The organism is Veillonella sp. 20925_1_51 (assembly GCF_041431445.1).
Lineage (GTDB): Bacteria > Bacillota > Negativicutes > Veillonellales > Veillonellaceae > Veillonella > Veillonella nakazawae.
Genome location: NZ_JAPVXT010000008.1, coordinates 67556 through 85210 on the forward strand (window position 1 = coordinate 67556; position 17655 = coordinate 85210).

The window sequence follows — 17655 nt, forward strand, 5'->3', positions numbered from 1 at the left end:
TTCTATCCTACTATGTTGGAGGCAACTATGTTAAAAGTTATGACAATCTTTGGTACAAGACCTGAAGCTATCAAGATGGCTCCTCTTGTAAAAGCACTAGAAGCAGCACCAGATATGGAGCCGATTGTAACCGTTACGGCACAACATCGCGATATGCTCGATCAAGTACTAAACTTGTTCAATATTACCCCTGATTATGACTTAAATATTATGAGCCAAGGTCAAACATTGTACGATGTAACAAACCGTGCATTGATGGGCCTTAAAGATGTATTAGAAGAAGCTAAACCTGATGTAGTTCTTGTACATGGTGATACAACAACAACCTTTGCAGGTGCTTTGGCGTCCTTCTATCAAGAAATTCCTGTAGGTCACGTAGAGGCAGGTCTTCGTACTGGAGATATTTATTCTCCGTTCCCAGAGGAAATGAATCGTAAATTGACTGGCTCTATTGCAACCTATCATTTTGCACCAACAGCTAGTTCTGAAAGCAATCTTAAGAAAGAAAATATCAATACAGATCATCTATATGTAACAGGTAATACTGTTATCGATGCCCTTGATACAACAGTGCAAGATAATTATGTTTTTGATGATGCTGCTATCAATGCATTGGATCCTGAAAAACGTACAGTTCTTGTTACTACACATCGACGTGAAAACTTGGGTGAACCTATGCGCCACGTGTACCAAGCTATTCGCGATTTAATTAATGAATTTGAAGATATTCAAGTGGTCTTCCCTGTACATAAGAATCCTAAGGTTCGCCAAGTTGTACAAGAGGAACTTGGTTCTGTAGAACGTGTTACCTTAATTGATCCGCTTGATTATGAACCATTTGCGAACTTAATGGCTAAATCTTATTTGATTCTTACTGACTCTGGTGGGATTCAAGAGGAAGCGCCAGCCCTTGGCAAACCAGTTCTCGTATTGCGCGATACTACAGAACGCCCTGAAGCGGTTGAAGCTGGTACGGTTCGCCTAGTAGGTACTGATAAAGATGCAGTACACATAGCGGCTCATGAATTGTTGGGCAATGCAGCAGCTTATAAATTGATGTCTAACTCCGTTAACCCTTATGGTGACGGCAAAGCATCTGAACGCATTATTCAAGCGTTGCGCCATGAGTTCTTAGGCGATTCTAATCGTCCTGAACGGTTTGGTAAATAATATGGATAAGGACCTTGTGAAAGCCCTCGCCATGGCAACATCGGCGGGGCTCACACTCGTTTTCTGTATAGGTGGTTTCATTTGGATTGGATATACACTGGATGGTTGGTTTAGAACGGAACCGTTATGTATGATTATATTTGGTCTTATTGGAGCTATAACAGGTTTTTATATGTTATATAAACAAGTTAAGTAGTGAGGTATATATGAATCAATATATTAAATTCATAGTGCGTGTGCTACTAACTTGTTTTTTTATTGCCTTTTTAGGCGGTATAATACAAGTTTTATGTGGCCTAGAACAGTATCTATGGGGATGGTTTTGGGGGATTTTTATAATGGTACTCTACTTGCTAAGTTTAGCTTTGCATGGTCAATCCATTGTATCAGGGGGGGATCCTTACAAAGCCGTTCGTAAAGCTCGTAGACAGATGATATGGCGTCTTATGTTAGTAGGTTCATTAGTAGTCTTAGGATTAAAGATTCCCGGCATAGAGGCTATTAGCATGTTTGTTGGTGTCGCACTTATTCAGCCCGCATTATATGTTGTTTACTGGTGGCTTAGTCGACATTTCTAAGCTTATGATGTGTTAAATTATAGATACATTCCAATAATGCATTATACACAATACATTCATGAGAAATTAGAATTGTTTACCTTTCAAGTGTTGATTATATATCTATAACGATGTATGATGATACATATATATTATATTTATATTTATTGTAAGTATATTAGTTTTTTATTATGTCTATGGAAGGGGTTGAGAACGTGGAATTACATGCGGGACACCATGAAGTCGTGCAGTGGTTAGGGTTGACATTTAATTTGGATACTCTAATTGCTACATGGGTTACTATGGCTATTGTAATACTGATAACAGTACTAGCCACCCGGGGACGAAAATTGGTGCCTGTAGGCTTGCAAAATATAGTTGAATCTATATTGGAAGGCTTAGAGGGGCAATTAGCTCCGAACTTAGGTCGTCATTGGCCGATGGTGAGTTCCTTGTTATTTACGTTTTTCTTATTTATTTTTGTAGGAAATGAATTAGGTTTAATGCCTACGCTTAAGGCTTTAACATCACCGACATCCGATATTAATACTACTGTTGCATTAGCTCTAAGTAGCACATTAGTAGTATGGGTTATGGGGATTAAAGTTAAAGGCTTATCCTATTTCAAGCATTTCGTACGACCTTATAAGGCTTTGCTAATACTGAATATTTTTGAAGAGATTGCTAGACCTGTTACACTTGCCTTCCGTCTATTTGGTAATATCGTAGCTGGTGAAATTCTGTTAGAAGTATTGTACAATTTGCCTTGGTTTGTACCGGTACCATGGGTATGGATTGCTTTTAGTTTATTTATTGGTATTATTCAAGCCTTTATTTTTACCGTTCTTACTGCCTCCTACTTGGGGATGGCTCTTAGTGAGGAACATTAATTTTTTACGGAGGATATATTATGGAAGCTCAAGGTTTATTCGCATTAGCAGCAGCAATCGCAGTAGGTTGTGGTGCCATTGGTGCAGGTATCGGTGACGGTCTTGTATCTAGCAAAGTAATTGAAGGTATTACGCGTCAACCTGAATTGCGTGGTCAATTGATGTCTACTATGTTCGTAGCGATTGGCTTGATCGAAGCGATGCCTATCATCGGTGTAGTAGTAGCATTTATTTTGTTATTCAGATAATAACGAGGAGGAATAACCTTGGTTGACTTAAGCCTTGGAACGATTCTTGCTCAAATGTTGAACTTTTTTATATTAGTTTGGCTATTGGCTCGTTTTGCATATAAACCATTATTGGCTATGATGACAGAACGTAAAGAACGAATTGCTAAAGACTTAGAAGCTGCAGAAAAAGCTCGTGCAGAAGCAGAAGAATTTAAAGCTGATTATGCAGCTCAAATTTCTAATGCTCGTGTAGAGGCACAAAAAATTGTTGAAAAAGCAATTCAAGAAGCAGAAAATACAACACGTGAACAATTAGCAACAGCACGCGAGCAAATTGAACAAGAAAAAAATCGTGCTCGTCAAGATATTGCCATTGAACGTGATCGTGCTATGAACAGCTTGCGCAATGAAGTTGTTTCTTTATCTGTAGCTATGGCTGGTAAAGTTGTTGCTAAAGATATGAACAGCGAAACTAATACGAAATTGATCGAAGACGCTATTCGTCAACTTGATAGTAAAACGATAGGGTTGTGATACGATGAGCATAGAAATTGTAGCAGATAAATATAGTTCGGCTATGTTTGAATTAGCTCAAGAACAAAATAAGTTGGAACTCATGGAGGAGCAATTAGGTTATGTAGCATCCGTAATGGTTGATCAACCTGAGTTGCGTTCATTTCTAGAGAATCCAATCGTTACAGAAGATGCAAAGATTAAGCTTATTGGTAAAATTTTTGACTCTAGTATCGATAAAGTTGCTCTACACTTTATTTATGTGATGATTAAGCGCGGTCGTTATCGCTATATAGCATCGACTATCGAAGCGTTTATTAAGAAATCACGTGCAGCACGTGGTATTTTGGAAGCTACTGTAACAGTAGCTGAACCAATTACAGCTGATGTAGAAGCATCTGTACAAGCTAAACTAAGAGAAGTAACAGGAAAAGATGTCATCTTATCCGTGCGTCAAGATCCATCCATTATGGGTGGTATCGTTATCCAAGTAGGGGATAAACGCATCGATGGCTCTGTAGCTCGCCGTTTAGAGGAATTAGAAAAATCTTTATTAAGAACGAACTCTATTAGATAGGGGTGAATGGGTATATATGAAAATGAAGCCTGAAGAAATCACTGCTATAATTAAACAGCAGATTCAGGACTATGATGTTGACCTCAATGTCGATGACGTGGGTACTGTTCTTGACGTAGGGGATGGCATCGCCCATATTTATGGTCTTGAAAGAGCCATGGCTGGTGAGTTGTTAGAGTTACCACACGGCGTATATGGCTTGGTTTTGAACTTAGAATTAGATAATGTTGGTGCCGTACTATTAGGTGACGACTTCTTGATTAAAGAAGGCGATGAAGTATGCCGTACTGGCAAAATTATGGACGTACCAGTAGGTGATGCTCTTATTGGTCGTGTAGTAAATCCATTGGGGCAGCCTATCGATGGCAAGGGTGCTATTCAAGCGACTGAACGTCGTCCTGTAGAACATCCAGCGCCTGGTATTGCGGATCGTCAATCTGTAAACGAACCATTGCAAACAGGTTTGAAAGCGATTGATGCGATGGTACCAATTGGCCGTGGCCAACGTGAGCTTATCATTGGTGACCGTGGTACAGGTAAAACTGCAATTGCTCTTGATACAATTATCAATCAAAAAGGTAAAGATGTAATTTGTATCTATGTAGCAATTGGTCAAAAAGAATCTACCGTAGCTCGTGTAGTACAAAAATTGGAAGAAACAGGTGCGTTGGAATATACAATCGTTGTTTCTGCTAGTGCTTCTACAGGGGCTCCATTACAATACATCGCTCCGTACGCAGGTGTTGCTATGGGTGAATACTTCATGTACAAAGGCAAACATGTACTTTGTGTATATGATGACTTAACTAAGCAAGCGGCTGCTTACCGTGCTATGTCTTTATTATTACGCCGTCCACCAGGGCGTGAAGCGTATCCAGGCGACGTATTCTACTTACACAGCCGTCTATTAGAACGTGCTGCGAAACTTTCACCAGAACTTGGTGGTGGTTCCATTACTGCGTTGCCAATCATTGAAACACAAGCAGGTGACGTATCTGCATACATCCCAACAAACGTAATTTCCATTACTGATGGTCAAATTTTCTTGGGTACAGATATGTTCTACTCTGGCATTCGCCCAGCGGTTGATGTAGGTTTGTCCGTATCCCGTGTAGGTGGTAGTGCGCAAACTAAAGCGATGAAACAAGTAGCAGGCCAATTGCGTTTGGACCTTGCTCAATATCGTGAGTTAGCTGCCTTCGCTCAGTTCGGTTCCGATCTTGATGCGGCTACTAAAGCACAATTAGACCGTGGTGAACGTTTGACTGAAATGTTAAAACAAGGTCAATATGAACCTATGAGCGTAGCAGAAATGGTTATTAATCTTTACGCTGGTACAAAAGGATATTTAGCAAGTATTCAAGTGGATGATATTTTAGCGTTTGAAGCTGAACTTTTACGTTATATAAAAGCTAACTATCCTGAAATCATCACAAATATTGAAACGTCTAAGAAAATTGACGAAGATACTGAAAATCTATTGAAACAAGCAATCCCAGAATGTGTAGAAGCATTTGGTTCTACGCATACATTAGTGTCTCATAAGGAGGCGTAATGTATGGCTAGTGCACAAGATTTGCGAAAACGCATAAAAAGTGTTACCAATACGCAACAAATTACAAAAGCGATGAAGATGGTAGCCTCTGCTCGTCTTCGTAAGGCGCAAACAAAAGCGGAAGGTACTCGTCCTTACGCAGAGAAGATTGGGCAAATCTTGCGTCATATGTCTAATAGTGATTTAGAAGGCTTTAGCAGTCCTTTGTTAGAGGTACGCCCTATAAAACGCACATGCTATATCGTAATAGGTGCCGATAAGGGCCTTGCAGGGGCATTCTCGTCTAATGTGTTGAAGTTTGCTATGGAACAATTGCATGGTAAATCTTCCGATACATACCGTGTTATCACGGCAGGTAAAAAGCCTAGAGACAGCATGAAATCTAGAGGAATTCATATCGATAAGTCCTATGCAGGCTTCTCTGATAAACCTTCTTATGAACATGCCCGTGCCATTATGCATGAAGCACTTTCACTATACGAACGTCATGAAGTTGACGAAGTCATCATGATCTATACACGTTTTGTAAATTCTATGACGCAAATTGCACAGGCTGAGCGCTTGTTGCCGATAGAGCAACCACAAGATGAGGTAAAGGGCGAAGAGTATGATTTCATGCCATCTGCTGTATCTGTCTTGGAGGCGTTGTTACCAAAATATTTAGAGATTACTGTTTATAATGGATTGTTGCAATCTGCAGCAAGTGAATTGGGTGCTCGTATGACAGCTATGACATCTGCTACAGATAATGCAGGGGAACTCATTGATTCCTTAGGTCTTGAATATAACAAGTTACGTCAATCTAGCATTACAAACGAAATTTCTGAAATCGTTGGTGGCGCTAATGCCTTGCAATAAATAAGGAGACATTTGTCGATGAGTAATAATATTGGTAAAGTTGTGCAGGTCATTGGCCCAGTTGTAGACGTGCGCTTCGATGCTGGTCATTTGCCAAGCATCTACAACGCCATCAACATCTACCATGATCATAAGGCACATGATAGACAAAAAATTGTAGTAGAGGTTATGCAACACTTAGGCGACGATACTGTACGTTGTGTTGCGATGAGCTCTACTGACGGTATGACCCGTAATATGGATGCCGAAGATACTGGTGCTGCAATTGCAGTTCCTGTAGGCGAAGGAGTGTTGGGTCGTATCTTTAACGTATTGGGTGAAACTGTAGACCATGATCCAGCTCCAGTTGTAGCCGATGAAAAATGGCCTATTCACCGTCCAGCACCTAAATTTGATGACCTTTCTCCAGATACTAAAATCTTGGAAACAGGTATTAAGGTCGTTGACCTTATCGCTCCATATGTAAAAGGTGGTAAAATCGGCCTCTTCGGTGGTGCCGGTGTAGGTAAAACCGTATTAATTATGGAATTGATTCACAATGTTGCCACAGAGCATGGTGGTTACTCCGTATTCTCCGGCGTAGGCGAACGTACTCGTGAAGGTAACGACTTGTGGAACGAAATGAAAGAGTCCGGCGTTATCAACAAAACAGCTCTTGTATATGGCCAAATGAATGAGCCACCTGGGGCACGTATGCGCGTAGGTCTTACAGGCCTTACAATGGCTGAATACTTCCGTGATGTGAAGAAACAAGACGTGCTCTTGTTCATCGATAACATCTTCCGCTTTATTCAAGCGGGCTCTGAAGTATCTGCCCTCTTAGGTCGTATGCCATCTGCCGTAGGTTATCAACCTACATTGGCTAATGACGTAGGGGCATTACAAGAACGTATTACATCTACCAAAGAAGGTTCTATTACTTCAGTACAAGCTGTATACGTACCTGCCGATGACTTAACTGACCCTGCTCCAGCGGCAACATTCGCTCACTTGGATGCGACAACAGTATTGTCTCGTTCCATTGCGGAACTTGGTATCTATCCAGCGGTGGATCCGTTAGATTCTACAAGCCGTATTTTGGACCCACATGTACTTGGTGAAGAACACTATGAAGTAGCGCGTGGCGTGCAAGAAGTATTGCAAAAATATAAAGATCTTCAAGATATTATCGCAATCCTTGGTATGGAAGAATTGTCTGACGAAGATAAATTGACTGTATCTCGTGCGCGTAAGATTCAACGTTTCTTGAGTCAACCGTTCTTCGTAGCTGAAGTATTTACTGGTTCTCCTGGTAAATACGTACCATTGTCCGAAACATTGAGAGGCTTTAGAGAAATTCTTGATGGTAAACATGATGATTTACCTGAAGGTGCATTCTACATGGTTGGTACCATCGATGAAGCCGTTCAAAAAGCAAAGGAAATGCAAGAGAAGGGGGAATAATCCATGGCGGAACCTATGACCCTACAGATCATTACACCTGATGCGATTGTCTTTGAAGGTAAGTCTACATTCTTTGTAGGTAAAGCCATTGATGGTCAATTTGGTATCTTGCCAAATCATGCACCTATGATTATCGCATTAGATTTAGCGCCATTACGCATAGATCAACCAGATGGAACATCTCGTGAACTTGCTGTATTTGGTGGTTTCTGTGAAATCGAACATAATAAGGTGAGTATTGTAACACCAGATTGCCAAGATCCAGCATCCATTGATGTGGAACGTGCTCGTCGAGCTAAAGAACGTGCAGAAGGCCGGTTATCCAATCCTACACCAGATATCGATGTAGAACGCGCAGAAGCAGCATTGCAACGTGCATTATTGCGCTTGCATGTAACTAAACAACTATAAAGAAAAAGGCTAGCCATAGGGCTAGCCTTTTTCTATAGAATTTCATTTTGTTTATAGGAAACACTCATCTAACATTAAGGTCATCTACTTATACTAAAATTTGTCATTTAAATTTAATGACTTATTGTGTTAATTTGGAGGTTTTCTAATGAACGTATCAAAAAAATCTTTCATTGCTTTTGCTGTATTAGCATGCTGTTTTGGTGCATCTACACTAGGAACACATGTAGACGCATCTTATGGTTATAAATATACTGACTCGGTTCGTCCACCAGTAGAAACTCCTACAAATGATGCTTTTAGAGCTAACATGGTTAAACAAAATGAAGCTGATAATGCTAAATATGCTGCGACTACTAATACAAGTACAGCAAGTGCAAAAGATGATGATTCAATTTATTACGTAAGCGATTTATCTGATTCCTTCCGTAGTTCATTTACTGCACTTTTAAGAAATGCTGGTTTTACAGAGCATCAACTTAGATTAATCGGCTTGATTCACTAAGTTATGTATCGTTAATAGGTGAATACAAAAAGACCGTTAAGCAATTGCTTAACGGTCTTTTTAGTGTCTCTTATAATACGCTAACACCTTTTAAGGAGTAAGCAGTATTTCTAGGTTGTTCTACTTGGAAGTCAAGTACAACTGGAGATTCAGAGTTAATACCAGGTGCTTGATAGCGGTCGCGGTCTGTTGGAATACGTTTGTATGGTAATTTATCAAGTAATACAGTCATAACTTTGTTCCATACAGCCTTATGTGTTGGCATTGTTAAGGAATCATCAGTTTGATTGAATCCACTGCGTACAGTGTGAATTACTTGATCATTCACATCGTAATAATATAAAAGTGCATTTACCTTTGCGGCGATGTACATTTCACGATCATCATTATTATATGCATATGGGCTATTAACACCATTGATTTGTACATATACGTCTTGTAATGGTACAGGCATAATAACGATTTCAGAATTTTGTGCAGCTGCAATTTGTGCAAGGTCAACAGCTCTAATTTCAGCTGTTGGCGTATTAGTACTTACGATTGCTGTATCATAGTATGGATACTTAAGCGTATTAGATAGACGGTCTGTCATGTAACGACCTAATTGGGCTGTGTTTTCGTTGCGCAATTTTGCAGGTACAACAATTGTAACTTTGCGACTAGGGAAATTATCTAAGTGACCATCATAATTAGAATTAGAAGTATTGATAGTCGCTTTTTCAGGTGTTCCAACAATTGGAGTTGAAACAGGTGTGTTTGCAACCTTCAAAATAGGTTGACCATTATTATCGGCTTGTAATGTAGGGGTAGTCGTATCTACATTGGATGACATAGAGTTGATGACTACCGGTTGAGCGGTATTTGATGTTAACTGGCTCATATTAATAGTGGCAGCACTTGCTGTAGCGAGTGTAGATGCCAATAATACACCTAGTACTGTAAGTAGCGAACGTTTATAACGTCCGAATGCATGAAACATATTTCCTCCTCTAAATAAGACTCTTTAAAGTTCACAAACAAAACAACTGGTACTATTATATCACATATACAAAAAAAAGAAGCAAGCTTTATGCTTGCTTCTAGGTTTGGTGGACGATGACAGGATCGAACTGCCGACATCCTGCTTGTAAGGCAGGCGCTCTCCCAGCTGAGCTAATCGTCCATATGGTGACCCGTCCGGGAATCGAACCCGGGATACCGCCGTGAAAGGGCGGTGTCTTAACCGCTTGACCAACGGGCCAGAATGGCTCCTCGAGTAGGACTCGAACCTACGACCGATCGGTTAACAGCCGATTGCTCTACCAACTGAGCTATCGAGGAATGGTACGATTGTTATTATATGTTAGATTAATTATAAAAGCAAGCGTTTTTTTTAAAATTACTATAAATCAAAAGACGTTAACTATGACTAAAACACATAACGTTATACAAAAAAACAATTATTAAAAATATTGATAAGCAAGTCATTAAAATTAATATAATCTATATAAATGAATAAACATAGATAAATACTGTGTTTATAGAGATATCTTGAGGGATATTTTACTAAGAGTTAGCAATATAAGTATATTGAATATAATCGGTATACATATGCATTACAAAAAAGTTTAAACCTTTTATTTGAAAAATAATATCAAGTAGTCTGAAAGTGTATTTATCATCTTAGATATACTCTGCATTTATACGGTGATTTCAACCTAATTTTGGCCTCTAAAAGTGGATTAATATATAGGGTATAAAAATTCTTTCAACCTATGATTAGCTATGACTTTTATCACATTTGAAATATAGTTTTTATAGTCGAAAATATGATGAAAAAGAACTATTGAAATACCGAAATATATACAATAATATTCATGAAAATAATTCTCAAAACATGAAAAAGCATTGAGAAAACTGTATAGTTAAGCCGTTGAAAGCATGTATGTTGTGTGTTACGATTGATGCATAGAGTTAATCTCGATGTGTATGAGAAACATATGTCTTATACACTTGAGAGTTAAAAGTTATCTCACGGTAATTTAGAATTAATATTCAACTATGTTCCTGAGGAGGGATTATCTTGCGCGAGATTCAAGTATCTGAAATCACAAAAACAGTCCGTCAAATGTGTATGGACGCAGCTTACCACTTGCCAAAAGACATCTATGAAGGCTTGAAAAAAGGCCGTGAAACAGAAGAGTCTCCAGTTGGTTGCATCGTTCTCGATCAAATCATCAAAAATGCAGAAATTGCTGATGCTGAAGATCGTCCATACTGCCAAGATACTGGTATGACATTGGTATTCGTAGAAGTAGGTCAAGATGTTCATTTCGTTGGTGGCGATCTTAAAGAAGCTATCAATGAAGGTGTTGCTCAAGGTTATGTAGAAGGTTACCTTCGTAAATCCGTTGTAGCAGAACCATTGTTCAACCGTAAAAACACTCAAAACAACACACCTGCAATCATCTACATCGATATCGTTCCTGGCGATAAAGTAGAAATCAACGTAGAACTTAAAGGCTTCGGTTCTGAAAATAAATCTGACGTAGCTATGTTGGTACCTGCAGATGGCGTTGAAGGCGTTAAAAATGCAGTTCTTGAAATCGTAAAACATGCTGGCCCTAACCCATGCCCTCCAATCGTACTTGGCGTTGGTATTGGTGGTACTATGGACCAAGCAGCTGTTATGTCCAAAAAAGCTTTGCTTCGCGATATTAGCACTCCTCACAAAGATCCTGAGTATGCAAAATTGGAAGAAGAAATTTTGGAAATGGTTAACAAAACTGGTATCGGTCCACAATTGGGCGGCACAACAACTTGTATCGGTGTAAACATCGAATGGGGTGCAACTCATATCGCCGGCCTTCCTGTTGCTGTTACTATTATGTGTCATGCTGCTCGTCATAAACACGTAGTACTTTAATCGGTAGGAGGTAATTACAATGGCTGAAACAATTCGCATTAATACTGAAGAATATAATGAAGAGTTTTCCCGTAAATTAAAAGTTGGTGATAGCGTTCTTATTACTGGCAAAATTTACTCCGCTCGTGACGCTGCTCATAAAGTTATGACTGAAGCTTTAGCACGTGGCGAAAAATTACCAATCGATTGGACTAACAAATTCGTTTACTACCTTGGCCCAACACCTGCAAAACCTGGTGACCCAATTGGTTCCGCTGGTCCTACAACTTCTGGTCGTATGGATGCTTACACACCAACAATGCTTGATCAAGGTATTAAAGGCATGATCGGTAAAGGTTCCCGTAAACCAGCAGTAGTTGAATCCATGAAGAAAAATGGTTGCACATACTTCGCAGCAGTTGGTGGCGCTGCAGCATTGATTGCAAAATCCATCAAAAAATACGAAGTACTTGCTTATGGTGAACTTGGTCCAGAAGCTTTGGCTGAATTGACAGTTGAAGATTTCCCTTGCATCGTAGTTGGCGATACTGAAGGTAACAACTTCTACGAACAAGGCCAAAAACCTTATAGAAAAATCTAATATCACCGTTGAGTGATTGAAAGAGGCTTGCTAATGCAAGCCTCTTTTTTATCTATAGAGGTTCAATAATTATCACTGTACATGTATATATTTAATGATTATTACATTGTTTATTAGTATGATAGTAATATATGAAATTACTTTTATAGTTTATATATTATTATGTTAGATTCACTTTTGCTTAGTAGAGTAAAGTCTACCGATTCTGTCCATTTTGTGATAATATACATATAGATTTATACATTCAAAGTGAGTGAGGCGATATCATGACTTCTGTAGAAACTATTCGTCAGTCAGTGCGTACAGCGATGGCTGAATTGCTAGATTTGGCAAAGGTTCGAGAAGGTCAATTATTCGTGGTGGGTTGTTCCACTAGCGAAGTTATGGGTAAGAAAATTGGCACTGATTCCCACATTGATGTGGCTCAGATCCTATTTGATGAAATATATAAAGCTGTTAAAGCTAAAGGTCTTAATTTGGCTGTTCAATGTTGTGAGCATATTAATCGAGCTCTTGTTATGGAACGTAGTGCAGTAACTTGGGAGGAAGAGGTTAATGTAGTACCTCAACGTCATGCAGGTGGAGCCATGGCTGTTACTGCCTATGAACGTTTTGACGATCCAGTGATGGTTGAATTTATTAAAGCTGATGCAGGTATCGACATCGGGGACACTTTCATAGGTATGCATATGAAACATGTTACTGTACCAGTGCGCCTCAGTATTAAAGAAATTGGTGAGGCTCATGTAACCGCTTGTCGTGTTCGACCTAAGAGCATTGGTGGTGAACGTGCTGCATATAATGAAGCGTTGATGTAGGGGGATAGTATGTCAAACGTAATACCATATTTTGTATTAGCTGTTGTAGCGCTTGGATTTTTTGCCATTTGTTACGCCGTTTTTAATCGTAATGATAGTGAAAGCCAAGCTAAAGATGAGCACCATGATAGATCTGTTACTAAGTTTGATGGCGAACATCATAGAGAAAAGTCCGTTAATGAATCTAGGGTAGGCGATGTAACTGTTACACATGAAGGTGGAACCAATGTGTATACGGCCTCTGTGTTAGAGAATAATGAGGATTCTAATGCTTCTGAACCTGTGGAAGCTCATAAAGATACATCTTATAACCGACGAGATGGTAATCAATTACATGTGGAAAACTCCGAAATAGGATATTCCTTGGCCTTAGGTCATCATGCAGGCGAGACTGAGACTAAATCAAGTCAAGCTGACTTAAAAGGACAAGAACCTGTTCAAGATACATCTGTTTCTGCTGGTTCTATTCCGCATGAATCTGTTTCACATGAATCTATTCAAGTAAATTCTGGTTCTCTAGAGAAGACAGAATCTGCTCCAACAGAACATAGTAATGATGAAACTATTATAATGCCTGCAGTTTCTGATGGTAAACGCTCTAATAGTGAGCATCATTCCACTCCATTGATGGATAAGACTATTGTTCTTGATGCTGTTACAGATGAACTTCGCAATCGAGCTAATTCTGTAGAGGATACGATTGCTATGGGCGAATCTGTAGAGGCTCTTGAAGCTGATGAAGCAGAACATATTGAGGCTACACAAATGATCGGTGGTGTCGATGAGATTAAAACAGCAGAAGGCCCATCTGTATTGGATGAAACACGCTTGTTTGATGCTTCCGAAATAGAGGCTCAATTGGCAGCCGCTAGTATGGTTGAAGAAGAGGTACCAACAGGGCAATGGGCTAAAGCGGCACATGAAGATAAATGTATTGAATTGGCAATCGCACCATTTATTCATGCCTTCGGCGTGTTGCATGGAGATACACAACATTATGTGGAATCTATTACAAGAGATGCATTAGCAGCTCTTAATATTACAAAGTTAGCTGAAGTCAACGCACTTCTTGATAATATTGTTATTCAAGAAGCATTGATGAGTATGCAAAAGGCTTATGCTGCGACGAATACAGAGTGGATGAAATCCGCCGCCTTAGGTGCGTTCTTAGATGTAGTACAATCACCTAAGTCTAGTACTCCGTACCTTGTAGCCTTTGATGCGTTACGTGTATTGCCACACTTGACATTAGGTCATTTCCAAGTCATGGCATTGACACTATTGCTACAATATTCTAGAAACTCTAATAATTATGGATTAATTCATTTCCAACATTATGTAGAGAAATATATTGAGCCATTTATTTCTGATTTACCTCAAAATAATTCTTTCTACCGTCAGCTAGACTATTTACGCTGTACACAAGAGGAACGTGAACCGATTACATTAGCTCAAGTATTATCCAATTCTTATCCATTCGTGTTCAACTATCGTGGTTTCTCCAAGGAGGAACTCTTCCGTGCTACCGATGGTCATGGTGTGGATCCGCGCTATGTAGTGCGTAGCTTGAACTCCAATCTATATAAATTGGCTTTGGTTGATGAGTCTTTAGCACCACGATTCTTTAGACAAACTCGCATTTCCGATTCTATGGTACAACGAGATCTCATCGCTCTTATGAAGAGTAAACCGACTGCTTTCAGAGGTCAAGAAGCACGTGATATTATGGATGATATTTCTCCAGTTCTCTTAGATTTAGCAGATGTATTTGATCATACGCCTATGTCTAAAATCAGTTTAACATTACTTGGCCTATATTTAGGTCGTGCTCATGTGAAAGCTACGATTGGTGAAGAATTCGATTTATCTCATTGGTTCTAATGTGTAAAATTAATTGTAAAGAATTAATGCTAAAGAACTAATACTAAAGAAATAATAACTGTATACTAAAAGGTCTCCCTAGATTATATAGGGAGACCTTTTTACGTTTATTGTATATTATTAGTTTTATTATAGGTTAAAAGATATGCTAGAAGCTATTAAAACCGAATTCTTCGATTCCTTCCACGTCTTTTAGTGTTACTGTACGGCCTGTAATATCGATAATGCCTTCATCTCTTAGGCGACCGAGTTCGCGGCTAAGTGCTGTGCGAGATACATTGAGTACCTCTGCCATTTGCTCGCGGTTATGTGGTAAATGGATTGTTGTAGACTGCTGACGTTTATAAATGTCTGTTAAGTACGCGAAAATCTTCTCGCGCATACCTTTCAAGGTAAGATAATGAACCTTTCTTGTGAGGAGAATAGCTTTTTCAGACAAATCCTCCAATAGGTTGGACAAGATTTTGGTTTGGCATTGTTGGCAATCAGGCAATGTATCAATAAATGTTTCAAGAGGAATGAACATAATTTTACTAACCTTTGTAGCTTTAATAGTAGCAGGCCATAGAGGTTGCTTACTAAATAGCAATGCTTCACCAAAAATATCAGATTGTTCAAGGTTAGCCATAATAACGCGTTGGCCCATAACATTTTCACGTGTCAGTAACGCACTGCCTTCGAGAATGACCCCAATGCCTTCCATCGGATCCCCAGAGAGGGCAATAAAATCATTTTTCTTATAGCTATGCACAATAACTTTCGCATTATGTAAATAACTGCGTAGTTCAGGTTCGCCCAACTTATTAAATAAAGGGCATTTAATTAGGGTAGGTAGATATTGGTTGATAATGTCATTTGAAAGTATTTGCTTCATGGTCGCCTCCGATGTGACGAAGTCTATAGTAAATTAAATTGATTATTGTATAATAATAGTATAAGGTCAAATGACCTACCTGTTCCGAAAGGGGAGCCAGGTAAAAATTTTGAAAAAGTTTTTTATTTGTTGCTCAAGCTACAGAAATTGTATCATCTTTACGTTATACTTTCAAATGTAATCAATCAGACACCTGATAATTCATCAGTGTAATGTATAGGTTTTATATTATCTAGCTTGAATGCGAGGAAGTCTCGCAAAGGAGGATTTTTAAATGAGTATGTTCTGTTATCAATGCGAACAATCTGCAGCACCAGGCGGCTGTACTGTACAAGGTGTATGTGGTAAAACTGCACCAGTTGCTAACTTACAAGACGAATTAACTGCTGCTTTAGTTGGTTTAGCACGCGCTTTAGACGTAAAAGGCCAAACTAAAGAAGGCGTTGACTATTTAATGCGTGGTTTGTTCATGTGTGTAACAAACGTAAACTTCTCTGAAGACCGCGTTCAAGAATTCATCGACGAAGTAAACGCTTATCATGCAAAAATCGATAGCGCAGCTCAAAACTTCGATTGGGAACAATTGTGGAAAGGTGAAGAAGATATCGTATCCCTTCGTTCCACATTATTGTTAGGTATGCGTGGTATGGCTGCTTATGCATGGCATGCTGCACGCCTTGGTTTCCATGATCCTGAAGTTGATGCTTGGTTCATCAAAGGCATGGTAGAATTCGCTAAAGACCACAGTGCTGAAGAATGGTTGAACTTGTTGATGGAATTCGGTCAAATCAACTTGAAATGTATGGCTATTCTTGATAAAGCTAACACTGAAACATATGGTACTCCAGTACCAACTACAGTACCTTTGACTGTAGAACCAGGTCCTTTCATCGTTGTAACTGGTCATGACCTTCACGACTTGAATCAATTGTTGGAACAAACTGATGGTAAAGGTGTAAACATCTATACTCATGGTGAAATGTTACCTTGCCACGCTTACCCTGAATTGAAAAAACATCCTCAATTGAAAGGTAACTTCGGTACTGCATGGCAAAACCAACAAAAAGAATTCGTTGACGTTCCTGGCGCATTCTTGTTCACTACAAACTGCATTATGCCACCAAAAGAAAACTACAGAGCTAATATCTTCACTACAGATATGGTAGGTTTCGACGGCTGTGCACACGTAGAAGAAAAAGCTGATGGCACTAAAGACTTCTCCGCTGTTATTGAACGCGCAATCGAATTGGGCGGCTACAAAGAAGCTCAAGAATTCACTGGCATCAACGGTGGTCACGAAGTAACTACTGGTTTCGGTCACGGTACAGTATTGGGTATTGCTGATAAAGTAATCGACGCTGTAAAAGCTGGCGCAATCAAACACTTCTTCTTAGTTGGTGGTTGTGACGGTGCTAAAGTAGGCCGTAACTACTACACAGAATTCGTAAAACAAACTCCAGATGATACTGTAGTATTGACATTGGCTTGTGGTAAATTCCGCTTCAACGACCTTAACATCGGTGAAATCGGTGGTATCCCTCGTATCCTTGATATGGGTCAATGTAACGATGCTTACTCCGCTATTCAAGTAGCAGTAGCTTTGGCTGGTGCATTTGAATGTGACGTAAATGACTTGCCATTAACATTGGTATTGTCCTGGTACGAACAAAAAGCAGTATGTATCTTGTTAACATTGTTGGCATTGGGTATCCGCAACATCTACATCGGACCTTCCTTGCCTAAATTCTTCTCCAGTAATGTATTGAACATTTTGGTAGAAAAATTCCAATTACATCCAATTACAACTCCAGAAGCTGACATGAAAGCTATCTTGGGCTAATAGGATCCATTAACTTATTAACTACAGTCCTACTTCCCCTCTCTTTTA

At 39.3% G+C, this 17655-nt stretch carries 19 protein-coding genes and 3 tRNA genes; 17 read left to right on the forward strand and 5 right to left on the reverse strand.

From position 1 onward, the window contains the following. Positions 1-27 precede the first annotated feature (27 nt). From wecB to O3607_RS08665, 12 genes are all read left to right on the forward strand, one after another. Entirely contained in the window at positions 28-1170 is a 1143-nt protein-coding gene (gene wecB, locus O3607_RS08610) for a non-hydrolyzing UDP-N-acetylglucosamine 2-epimerase (RefSeq protein WP_371443697.1), read from the forward strand. A gap of 1 nt (position 1171) precedes the next feature. Next, positions 1172-1366 (forward strand): AtpZ/AtpI family protein, encoded by a 195-nt coding sequence (locus tag O3607_RS08615; protein WP_009352385.1) that lies wholly within the window; start codon positions 1172-1174, stop codon positions 1364-1366. A 142-nt stretch (positions 1367-1508) separates the two neighbouring features. Then, the gene (locus O3607_RS08620) at positions 1509-1748 is read left to right on the forward strand and encodes a hypothetical protein (RefSeq protein WP_371443698.1); all 240 of its coding nucleotides are present in this window, start codon (positions 1509-1511) and stop codon (positions 1746-1748) included. A 170-nt stretch (positions 1749-1918) separates the two neighbouring features. Beyond that, on the forward strand, positions 1919-2617 hold the full coding sequence (gene atpB / locus O3607_RS08625) for a F0F1 ATP synthase subunit A (protein WP_119208979.1): 699 nt from the start codon (positions 1919-1921) through the stop codon (positions 2615-2617). Positions 2618-2637: 20 nt separating this feature from the next. Next, on the forward strand, positions 2638-2865 hold the full coding sequence (atpE, locus tag O3607_RS08630; RefSeq protein ID WP_004695064.1) for a F0F1 ATP synthase subunit C: 228 nt from the start codon (positions 2638-2640) through the stop codon (positions 2863-2865). Positions 2866-2883: 18 nt separating this feature from the next. Continuing rightward, a complete protein-coding gene (gene atpF, locus O3607_RS08635; protein WP_105089726.1) occupies positions 2884-3381 on the forward strand; it encodes a F0F1 ATP synthase subunit B in 498 nt (165 codons plus the stop codon). Between the two features lie 4 nt (positions 3382-3385). Beyond that, entirely contained in the window at positions 3386-3937 is a 552-nt protein-coding gene (atpH, locus tag O3607_RS08640) for an ATP synthase F1 subunit delta (protein ID WP_105094204.1), read from the forward strand. Positions 3938-3953: 16 nt separating this feature from the next. Further along, positions 3954-5492, forward strand: coding sequence for a F0F1 ATP synthase subunit alpha (atpA, locus tag O3607_RS08645; RefSeq protein WP_371443699.1), 1539 nt, complete (start codon positions 3954-3956; stop codon positions 5490-5492). Positions 5493-5495: 3 nt separating this feature from the next. Continuing rightward, positions 5496-6350, forward strand: a complete 855-nt coding sequence (gene atpG / locus O3607_RS08650) for an ATP synthase F1 subunit gamma (protein WP_105094202.1) — start codon at positions 5496-5498, stop codon at positions 6348-6350. Between the two features lie 18 nt (positions 6351-6368). After that, a complete protein-coding gene (atpD, locus tag O3607_RS08655; RefSeq protein ID WP_105084942.1) occupies positions 6369-7793 on the forward strand; it encodes a F0F1 ATP synthase subunit beta in 1425 nt (474 codons plus the stop codon). A 3-nt stretch (positions 7794-7796) separates the two neighbouring features. After that, positions 7797-8204 carry an ATP synthase F1 subunit epsilon gene (gene atpC / locus O3607_RS08660; protein ID WP_156720011.1) on the forward strand — a complete coding sequence of 136 codons (408 nt, stop codon included), beginning with the start codon at positions 7797-7799 and terminating at the stop codon, positions 8202-8204. Between the two features lie 148 nt (positions 8205-8352). After that, complete coding sequence (locus O3607_RS08665) at positions 8353-8709, forward strand: hypothetical protein (protein ID WP_105084941.1); 357 nt, start codon at positions 8353-8355, stop codon at positions 8707-8709. A gap of 70 nt (positions 8710-8779) precedes the next feature. Here the strand turns inward: O3607_RS08665 and O3607_RS08670 are convergent, their stop codons facing one another. The 4 genes from O3607_RS08670 to O3607_RS08685 form a co-directional block, all read right to left on the reverse strand. Next, positions 8780-9688 carry a hypothetical protein gene (locus tag O3607_RS08670; protein ID WP_371443700.1) on the reverse strand — a complete coding sequence of 303 codons (909 nt, stop codon included), beginning with the start codon at positions 9686-9688 and terminating at the stop codon, positions 8780-8782. A gap of 107 nt (positions 9689-9795) precedes the next feature. Continuing rightward, a tRNA-Val gene (locus O3607_RS08675) sits at positions 9796-9871 on the reverse strand. Positions 9872-9874: 3 nt separating this feature from the next. Further along, positions 9875-9949: transfer RNA gene (locus O3607_RS08680), tRNA-Glu, on the reverse strand. Positions 9950-9953: 4 nt separating this feature from the next. Continuing rightward, positions 9954-10029, reverse strand: a tRNA-Asn gene (locus O3607_RS08685). Positions 10030-10771: 742 nt separating this feature from the next. Between O3607_RS08685 and O3607_RS08690 the strand changes: the two genes are divergently transcribed. The 4 genes from O3607_RS08690 (at position 10772) to O3607_RS08705 (ending at position 14893) form a co-directional block, all read left to right on the forward strand. Then, on the forward strand, positions 10772-11614 hold the full coding sequence (locus tag O3607_RS08690) for a fumarate hydratase (protein WP_009660830.1): 843 nt from the start codon (positions 10772-10774) through the stop codon (positions 11612-11614). Positions 11615-11633: 19 nt separating this feature from the next. Next, complete coding sequence (locus tag O3607_RS08695; RefSeq protein ID WP_005385442.1) at positions 11634-12194, forward strand: Fe-S-containing hydro-lyase; 561 nt, start codon at positions 11634-11636, stop codon at positions 12192-12194. A 266-nt stretch (positions 12195-12460) separates the two neighbouring features. Continuing rightward, positions 12461-13012 (forward strand): TIGR01440 family protein, encoded by a 552-nt coding sequence (locus tag O3607_RS08700; protein WP_105094198.1) that lies wholly within the window; start codon positions 12461-12463, stop codon positions 13010-13012. A gap of 9 nt (positions 13013-13021) precedes the next feature. Further along, positions 13022-14893, forward strand: coding sequence for an LPO_1073/Vpar_1526 family protein (locus tag O3607_RS08705; protein WP_371443701.1), 1872 nt, complete (start codon positions 13022-13024; stop codon positions 14891-14893). Positions 14894-15041: 148 nt separating this feature from the next. On the opposite strand, the gene O3607_RS08710 is transcribed toward O3607_RS08705, so the two are convergent. After that, positions 15042-15767, reverse strand: coding sequence for a Crp/Fnr family transcriptional regulator (locus tag O3607_RS08710; RefSeq protein ID WP_105094196.1), 726 nt, complete (start codon positions 15765-15767; stop codon positions 15042-15044). A 274-nt stretch (positions 15768-16041) separates the two neighbouring features. Here O3607_RS08710 and hcp point away from each other — a divergent pair, with 274 nt between their 5' ends. Continuing rightward, positions 16042-17607: a hydroxylamine reductase gene (gene hcp / locus O3607_RS08715; protein WP_005377073.1), complete on the forward strand. Its 1566-nt coding sequence runs from the start codon at positions 16042-16044 to the stop codon at positions 17605-17607. Positions 17608-17655 lie beyond the last annotated feature (48 nt).

Excerpts from the sequence above, each read along its gene's own strand:
- atpH (WP_105094204.1), top strand. The coding sequence starts at position 3,386 with ATGAGCATAGAAATTGTAGCAGATAAATATAGTTCGGCTATGTTTGAA.
- O3607_RS08695 (WP_005385442.1), top strand. The coding sequence starts at position 11,634 with ATGGCTGAAACAATTCGCATTAATACTGAAGAATATAATGAAGAGTTT.
- atpA (WP_371443699.1), top strand. The coding sequence starts at position 3,954 with ATGAAAATGAAGCCTGAAGAAATCACTGCTATAATTAAACAGCAGATT.
- O3607_RS08700 (WP_105094198.1), top strand. The coding sequence starts at position 12,461 with ATGACTTCTGTAGAAACTATTCGTCAGTCAGTGCGTACAGCGATGGCT.
- atpB (WP_119208979.1), top strand. The coding sequence starts at position 1,919 with ATGTCTATGGAAGGGGTTGAGAACGTGGAATTACATGCGGGACACCAT.
- O3607_RS08615 (WP_009352385.1), top strand. The coding sequence starts at position 1,172 with ATGGATAAGGACCTTGTGAAAGCCCTCGCCATGGCAACATCGGCGGGG.
- atpC (WP_156720011.1), top strand. The coding sequence starts at position 7,797 with ATGGCGGAACCTATGACCCTACAGATCATTACACCTGATGCGATTGTC.
- O3607_RS08670 (WP_371443700.1), bottom strand. The coding sequence starts at position 9,688 with ATGTTTCATGCATTCGGACGTTATAAACGTTCGCTACTTACAGTACTA.
- O3607_RS08710 (WP_105094196.1), bottom strand. The coding sequence starts at position 15,767 with ATGAAGCAAATACTTTCAAATGACATTATCAACCAATATCTACCTACC.
- hcp (WP_005377073.1), top strand. The coding sequence starts at position 16,042 with ATGAGTATGTTCTGTTATCAATGCGAACAATCTGCAGCACCAGGCGGC.
- O3607_RS08665 (WP_105084941.1), top strand. The coding sequence starts at position 8,353 with ATGAACGTATCAAAAAAATCTTTCATTGCTTTTGCTGTATTAGCATGC.
- atpG (WP_105094202.1), top strand. The coding sequence starts at position 5,496 with ATGGCTAGTGCACAAGATTTGCGAAAACGCATAAAAAGTGTTACCAAT.
- wecB (WP_371443697.1), top strand. The coding sequence starts at position 28 with ATGTTAAAAGTTATGACAATCTTTGGTACAAGACCTGAAGCTATCAAG.
- atpE (WP_004695064.1), top strand. The coding sequence starts at position 2,638 with ATGGAAGCTCAAGGTTTATTCGCATTAGCAGCAGCAATCGCAGTAGGT.
- atpD (WP_105084942.1), top strand. The coding sequence starts at position 6,369 with ATGAGTAATAATATTGGTAAAGTTGTGCAGGTCATTGGCCCAGTTGTA.
- O3607_RS08620 (WP_371443698.1), top strand. The coding sequence starts at position 1,509 with ATGGTACTCTACTTGCTAAGTTTAGCTTTGCATGGTCAATCCATTGTA.
- O3607_RS08705 (WP_371443701.1), top strand. The coding sequence starts at position 13,022 with ATGTCAAACGTAATACCATATTTTGTATTAGCTGTTGTAGCGCTTGGA.